Source organism: Corynebacterium sp., assembly GCF_043426755.1.
GTDB lineage: Bacteria > Actinomycetota > Actinomycetes > Mycobacteriales > Mycobacteriaceae > Corynebacterium.
Window position 1 is genome coordinate 1 of the sequence record NZ_JBHWRP010000102.1, and the last position, 4,697, is coordinate 4,697.

A 4,697-nucleotide genomic window follows, 5' to 3' on the forward strand; every position below is an offset into this window, starting at 1 on the left:
GGGTGGTATAACACCCGCCGGCTGCACTCTTCGTTGGGTTACCGGTCGCCACGGGAAGCGCACCAGGATTGGACAATGCTTCAGGTTCAAGCGGCCTGATATTTAAGTAAATGACCCTCTACAAAACCCGGGGCTTGACATGAATTCTAAGAAAACTACGGTCACTGCCGTAGCTGCTGCGCTTGCAGTAATGATGTCCGCAGCACCCGCAATTGCTCAAGGCCAGGAATCGCGGACTACCTGGGGTACAGGCCAGGTCAATATTGGTTCTCCTGGTAATCAGCTCACCATTCCCCTCAGCAGCTTAAGCTCTTCATCCGGCCCCAGCGTTACTAGGCCGAGCACACCTAGTGGCGGGAATACTCCTAATGGCAATCCTGGACAACAAAGGCCCCCGCAGCCGATAACCCAAGCGGATATTAATCGTTCTGCTGCAGAGCTACGGAAAAGAGTCTACGAGGAGGTTAACCGCCACCGCGTTCAAAACGGCCTGAAGCCACTGCGTATCGACGCGACCCTTGAGAATCAGTCCTCCCGCTGGTCTAACTCAATGGCCCAGCATTCCATGGCGAACGGAGATTCATTAGAGCTCTCCCACTCTGGCGACTACGTATTCGAAAATGTTGCCTTGCTCCATACAGGCAACAAGTACGACCACTACTCGTACGCCAAGGGCAACGACCCTATTCGTGGGTGGAAAAATTCTCCAGGCCACAACAAGAACATGCTGAGACCCGATGTCACAAAAATGGGTGTTGGCGTCACTATTGTAAGCAGGTCCCATTTCGCTTTCCTCACACTTCAGCTGGACTGGTGACTCTTCAAACACTCTAGGGCCATTCTTGAGTGCACCAACTGCTCCCCGTTAGCTCGGCTGAGAAATCGGCCTCCGACTAACGGGGAGTTTTCCTGTGCAGCGATCTGGTGAATTCTAGGGGGTGCTATCGGGTCGTGGGGGTTGCCGCAGCTTCTTAATCTGGGAGCGCCGCCGCTTTCCCTCCAAGCGCCGTCGGACCGACCCCCGCGTCGGCTTTGTCTTCTTCCGTGGTGGCGGGGCCGGCGCCAGGGCCTGGCGCAGCGTAGCACCAAGCCGGTCTCGCGCATCGTTGCGGTTACGCAACTGCGAGCGCTGTGCGGCCGCTTCCACCATAAGCACTGTCGTGCCCAGATTCTTGATCGCGCGCGCTTTCTGCTTCTCGCTCAGCGCACTGCTCTGCTCGATATCGAAGCTTAGCTGTACTTTGCTGTCGGTCGTGTTCACGCTCTGCCCTCCCGGGCCGGACGAGCGCGCAAACTTCTCAGCCAGGTCCGCCTCAGGGATGACGAGCCCATCCGGCACGCCTGGCCCTGGGGCAATCCTTACATCATGCATGCCCCCCACCATAGGCTTTAACCTCCCGGCGCGGGCTAGACCACAGCGTTGATTAGGCCGGCGGCTGCTTCGTCATCGTCCACGGTGACGGTGAATTTTCCGTTGTTTAGTTCGAGCACCAGCGCGGCACCAGGGCGCAGGATCAGTCCCCACCCGCGGGTCAGCGACCAGCGGAATCCGAGGCCCCCGAACTCTGCGGCGGTGACGGTTACTGCGCGGGCGGAGCGGATGCGCTCGGGAGCAAACGTGTAACCAATTCCGGGGAGTCCGGAATCGATGCGCACTCCCCCTTGGGATACGGTCACTGTTGCTTCGCGCAGGGCGATCGTCGTTAAGCCAATAGCGGCTGCGCCGGGCAGACTGCGCGTCGACAAGGCGCCTGTAGCTGCGCCAATTGCGATCTGCGCCCAGGCGGGCATGCTGGACCCGGTGCTGACGGAGGCGCGGGCGCCGTCAGGCAGGTCCATGGGTTCTGCGGGTGTGTGATCGTCGCGTCCGGGGAGAAGGTAGGCGCCGGCCGCGCCGAGGGCTGTGGCGAGGGCAACTTTGGTCCAGTTTTTCATTGGGTGGCTCCTTGATCGAGGGCGTCGTGAAGGTCCTGCAAACTCATCCCGGCCTCTTTGCCCGCGGCGAGCAGGTCGGCGACAGCTCGCGCGACACCGGCCGCACTAGGCTTAGCGACGACCACTGCTCCCCGACCGCGCCGCATATCGATGAGGCGGTCGTCGCGCAGCTGGTTGTAGGCCTTGAGGACGGTGTGCACATTGACATCAAGCGAATCCGCAAGCCGACGCGCGGCCGGCAACCGCTGACCAACCGCGACCTGGCCCTGCGCGATGGCGGCCCGAAGCTGGTTGACCAGCTGGTCGTGGAGGGTGTCGGCGGAGTTGGGATCGATAACAATGAGCACACCCAACATTATAGTTGTTCTAGTGGTAGTAGAACACGTTCTGGAGGCTCTACAAATGCCTTTAAGATTAGGCTCATTCAAGACGGTCATTCGTCGTAAAGCGATGAAAGGAGAGCCATGGGACATCCACCGGCCCGAGCCGCCTCGCCCAAGCAGGCGCCCAGGCTGCTCACTTTTTACCACGACATCATCGCGGCTGCGGATGCGGATGCCGGCTGGCAAGTAGGCAGCTACCCCACCCTGGACATGCTGAAGTATCACAGTGGCCGTGGCGAGCTGTTTTATATCGGCGAGGTGGACGCGGCGTTCGTGCTCACGTCCGAGCTGACCCCTGGTTATAACGACGTGCCGTGGCACATTGATGCTGCTCCGGACCAGATCGCGTCGATGCACATGGTGGGCGTTCACCCGTCTGCGCAGGGGAAAGGGATGGGGCGCTTTATGATGCGGGAGGCGGCCCGGCTCGCCCGCGCGCAGGGGTGCACTGTGCTTCGCCTGGATGTTTATCCGGATAATGCGCCAGCGGTGAAATTCTATGAGGCCGTGGGCATGACTAATCTGGGCCGGCACACCCTTGAGTATGAAGGGTTTTCGCCGGAACGGAATTACATGTTTGAGATGGCGCTTTAGAGACTTTAGCGACTACTCGAAATCGATCTTGAAGTGTTCCGGCTTCACCCAGCCGAGACGGGCGTAGAGCCAGCTGAAGAAGATGGACAGAACGATCGGGGCAATGATGAAGATGCCGACAACGATCGCGATGTTGCCGCCGGTCCAACCCCAGCCTTCATAGTTGAGGGCAGCCAATGGGCCGACCAGGCCAGAAATGCCGAAACCTGCAGAGATTGGCGTACCGGAGATTCCGAAGATGCCACCCAGCGCGCCGAGTACCGCAGCAGTGGACAGCAATGGCAGGAAGTTCAAGGGGCGGCCCCACACGTTCGCCATCTGTACCTTGGGTGAACCCAGCAGCGGAAGCAGAGAGGTACCCGGCCCGTTGACTTTCCAGCCGGCGATGCACAGGCAGAAGCCCGCGGCCACCACACCAAGGTTTGCGGTACCGGAGGCAACACCTGCCATGGAGATGGCCGTGGCTAAGCCCACCGTGGAGACCGGGGAGACGATCATGATGCAGAACAACACCGCGAGCACAATGCCCATGATCACCGGCTGCAGATCGGTCGCGCCGTTCACCAGGTTGCCCAGCCACACGGTGAAAGCCTTGACGATCGGGAAGGTGACCACCCAACCGATACCACCGGCAATGACCACGGTCAGCGTAGAGAGGAACAGGATGGTGTAAGAGCCCAGGCGGTGTCCGATCAGCAGGAGCAGGCCGACTGCGATCGCTGCGGTGAGGCCCGAGTTAAGCACCAAACCGGTACCTTGGACCAGGAAGCCACCGGTGTCCTGGGGCACGGCAATCCCCGAGCCCAGCACCGATGCGAGCCCCACGCAAGCAGTTTGAATCGGGGTGAGCTTGAACTGCAGGCCCACCATAATGCCAATGAGGATCGGCAGCATCGCAGACGACAGGCTGACCATATTGATGATGGTCTGTCCCTGCGGGAACACCGGCAGCAGCGCGGTGAAGATCTCACCGAGCAGCGCCTGCGGGACCAGCGCCACGACCACGGCAATGGAGATGCCGTTGAGCACATTCATGGTGAATGAGCCAGGCGTGAGCTTGTCGTCTGGCTCAGCGGGTCCAGTGGGAGAGGTAGCGCGAATCGGCTCCTCAGATTCGGGAGCTTGTATGTTTGCCATAGAAAGATTAAACCCCACCACGTGCGTTTTACTCAACGCTGACCTGGTGGGGTTTAGGCGGCTGGTGCTTAAGGGAACAGACCACGCATGTGATGGGCATCTAGAACACGCTCAACTGCCATCGCGACAGCCGCCTCCCGCATGGTGATGTCCTTCTCTTCGGCAAAGGCCACCACGTCATTCCACACGGACATCATGGCTTCTTCCTGGTTCGCCTGGACACGCTCCAGATCCCACCAGAAGTTGTCGCGCGATTGCACCCACTCATAGTAAGAGACCAGCACGCCACCTGAGTTAGCCAGAATATCGGGCACAACCATGATGCCCTTGCTGTTCAGGATTTCGTCGCCACCAGAGGTGGTAGGCCCGTTCGCAGCCTCGATAACAACCTTGGCCTTGACCTGATCCGCATTGTCCGAGGTGATCACACCTTCCACAGCAGCAGGGATCACGGCGTCAACGTCGAGAAGCAAAACCTCAGCCGGATCCATCGCCTCCGCACCCGCAAAGCCCACAACCTTACCCGTCTCGTCGACATGCTCCGCCAAAGCCTCCGTGTCGATGCCATCCGCGTTGTAGATCGCGCCGAACACGTCCGACACCGCGACGACCTTCATGCCAGCCTTCTCCATGAAGATCGCAGCATCG

At 59.9% G+C, this 4,697-nt stretch carries 7 protein-coding genes; 2 read left to right on the top strand and 5 right to left on the bottom strand.

From position 1 onward, the window contains the following. Window positions 1–139: 139 nt before the first annotated feature. Window positions 140–817, top strand: a complete 678-nt coding sequence (locus ACHFGA_RS10850) for a CAP domain-containing protein (RefSeq protein ID WP_394282393.1) — start codon at window positions 140–142, stop codon at window positions 815–817. 114 nt (window positions 818–931) lie between these two features. Here ACHFGA_RS10850 and arfB read toward each other — a convergent pair whose 3' ends face one another. From arfB to ACHFGA_RS10865, 3 genes are read right to left on the bottom strand one after another with little or no spacing between them, the layout of a single operon-like run. Then, the gene (gene arfB, locus ACHFGA_RS10855; RefSeq protein ID WP_394282394.1) at window positions 932–1,372 is read right to left on the bottom strand and encodes an alternative ribosome rescue aminoacyl-tRNA hydrolase ArfB; all 441 of its coding nucleotides are present in this window, start codon (window positions 1,370–1,372) and stop codon (window positions 932–934) included. A 35-nt stretch (window positions 1,373–1,407) separates the two neighbouring features. Beyond that, window positions 1,408–1,935, bottom strand: coding sequence for a hypothetical protein (locus tag ACHFGA_RS10860; protein ID WP_394282395.1), 528 nt, complete (start codon window positions 1,933–1,935; stop codon window positions 1,408–1,410). Next, window positions 1,932–2,291 carry a GntR family transcriptional regulator gene (locus ACHFGA_RS10865; RefSeq protein ID WP_394282396.1) on the bottom strand — a complete coding sequence of 120 codons (360 nt, stop codon included), beginning with the start codon at window positions 2,289–2,291 and terminating at the stop codon, window positions 1,932–1,934. The genes ACHFGA_RS10860 and ACHFGA_RS10865 overlap by 4 nt, the downstream gene beginning before the upstream one ends. A 108-nt stretch (window positions 2,292–2,399) precedes the next feature. Between ACHFGA_RS10865 and ACHFGA_RS10870 the strand changes: the two genes are divergently transcribed. Continuing rightward, window positions 2,400–2,912 (top strand): GNAT family N-acetyltransferase, encoded by a 513-nt coding sequence (locus tag ACHFGA_RS10870; protein ID WP_394282397.1) that lies wholly within the window; start codon window positions 2,400–2,402, stop codon window positions 2,910–2,912. A gap of 12 nt (window positions 2,913–2,924) precedes the next feature. Here ACHFGA_RS10870 and ACHFGA_RS10875 read toward each other — a convergent pair whose 3' ends face one another. Continuing rightward, window positions 2,925–3,947, bottom strand: coding sequence for a PTS transporter subunit IIC (locus tag ACHFGA_RS10875; protein ID WP_394282399.1), 1,023 nt, complete (start codon window positions 3,945–3,947; stop codon window positions 2,925–2,927). A 170-nt stretch (window positions 3,948–4,117) separates the two neighbouring features. After that, window positions 4,118–4,697, bottom strand: a 580-nt coding sequence (locus tag ACHFGA_RS10880; RefSeq protein ID WP_394282398.1) for a Glu/Leu/Phe/Val dehydrogenase, incomplete at its 5' end; no start/stop codon positions are given.

Excerpts from the sequence above, each read along its gene's own strand:
- ACHFGA_RS10850 (WP_394282393.1), top strand. The coding sequence starts at position 140 with ATGAATTCTAAGAAAACTACGGTCACTGCCGTAGCTGCTGCGCTTGCA.
- arfB (WP_394282394.1), bottom strand. The coding sequence starts at position 1,372 with ATGCATGATGTAAGGATTGCCCCAGGGCCAGGCGTGCCGGATGGGCTC.
- ACHFGA_RS10860 (WP_394282395.1), bottom strand. The coding sequence starts at position 1,935 with ATGAAAAACTGGACCAAAGTTGCCCTCGCCACAGCCCTCGGCGCGGCC.
- ACHFGA_RS10865 (WP_394282396.1), bottom strand. The coding sequence starts at position 2,291 with ATGTTGGGTGTGCTCATTGTTATCGATCCCAACTCCGCCGACACCCTC.
- ACHFGA_RS10870 (WP_394282397.1), top strand. The coding sequence starts at position 2,400 with ATGGGACATCCACCGGCCCGAGCCGCCTCGCCCAAGCAGGCGCCCAGG.
- ACHFGA_RS10875 (WP_394282399.1), bottom strand. The coding sequence starts at position 3,947 with ATGAATGTGCTCAACGGCATCTCCATTGCCGTGGTCGTGGCGCTGGTC.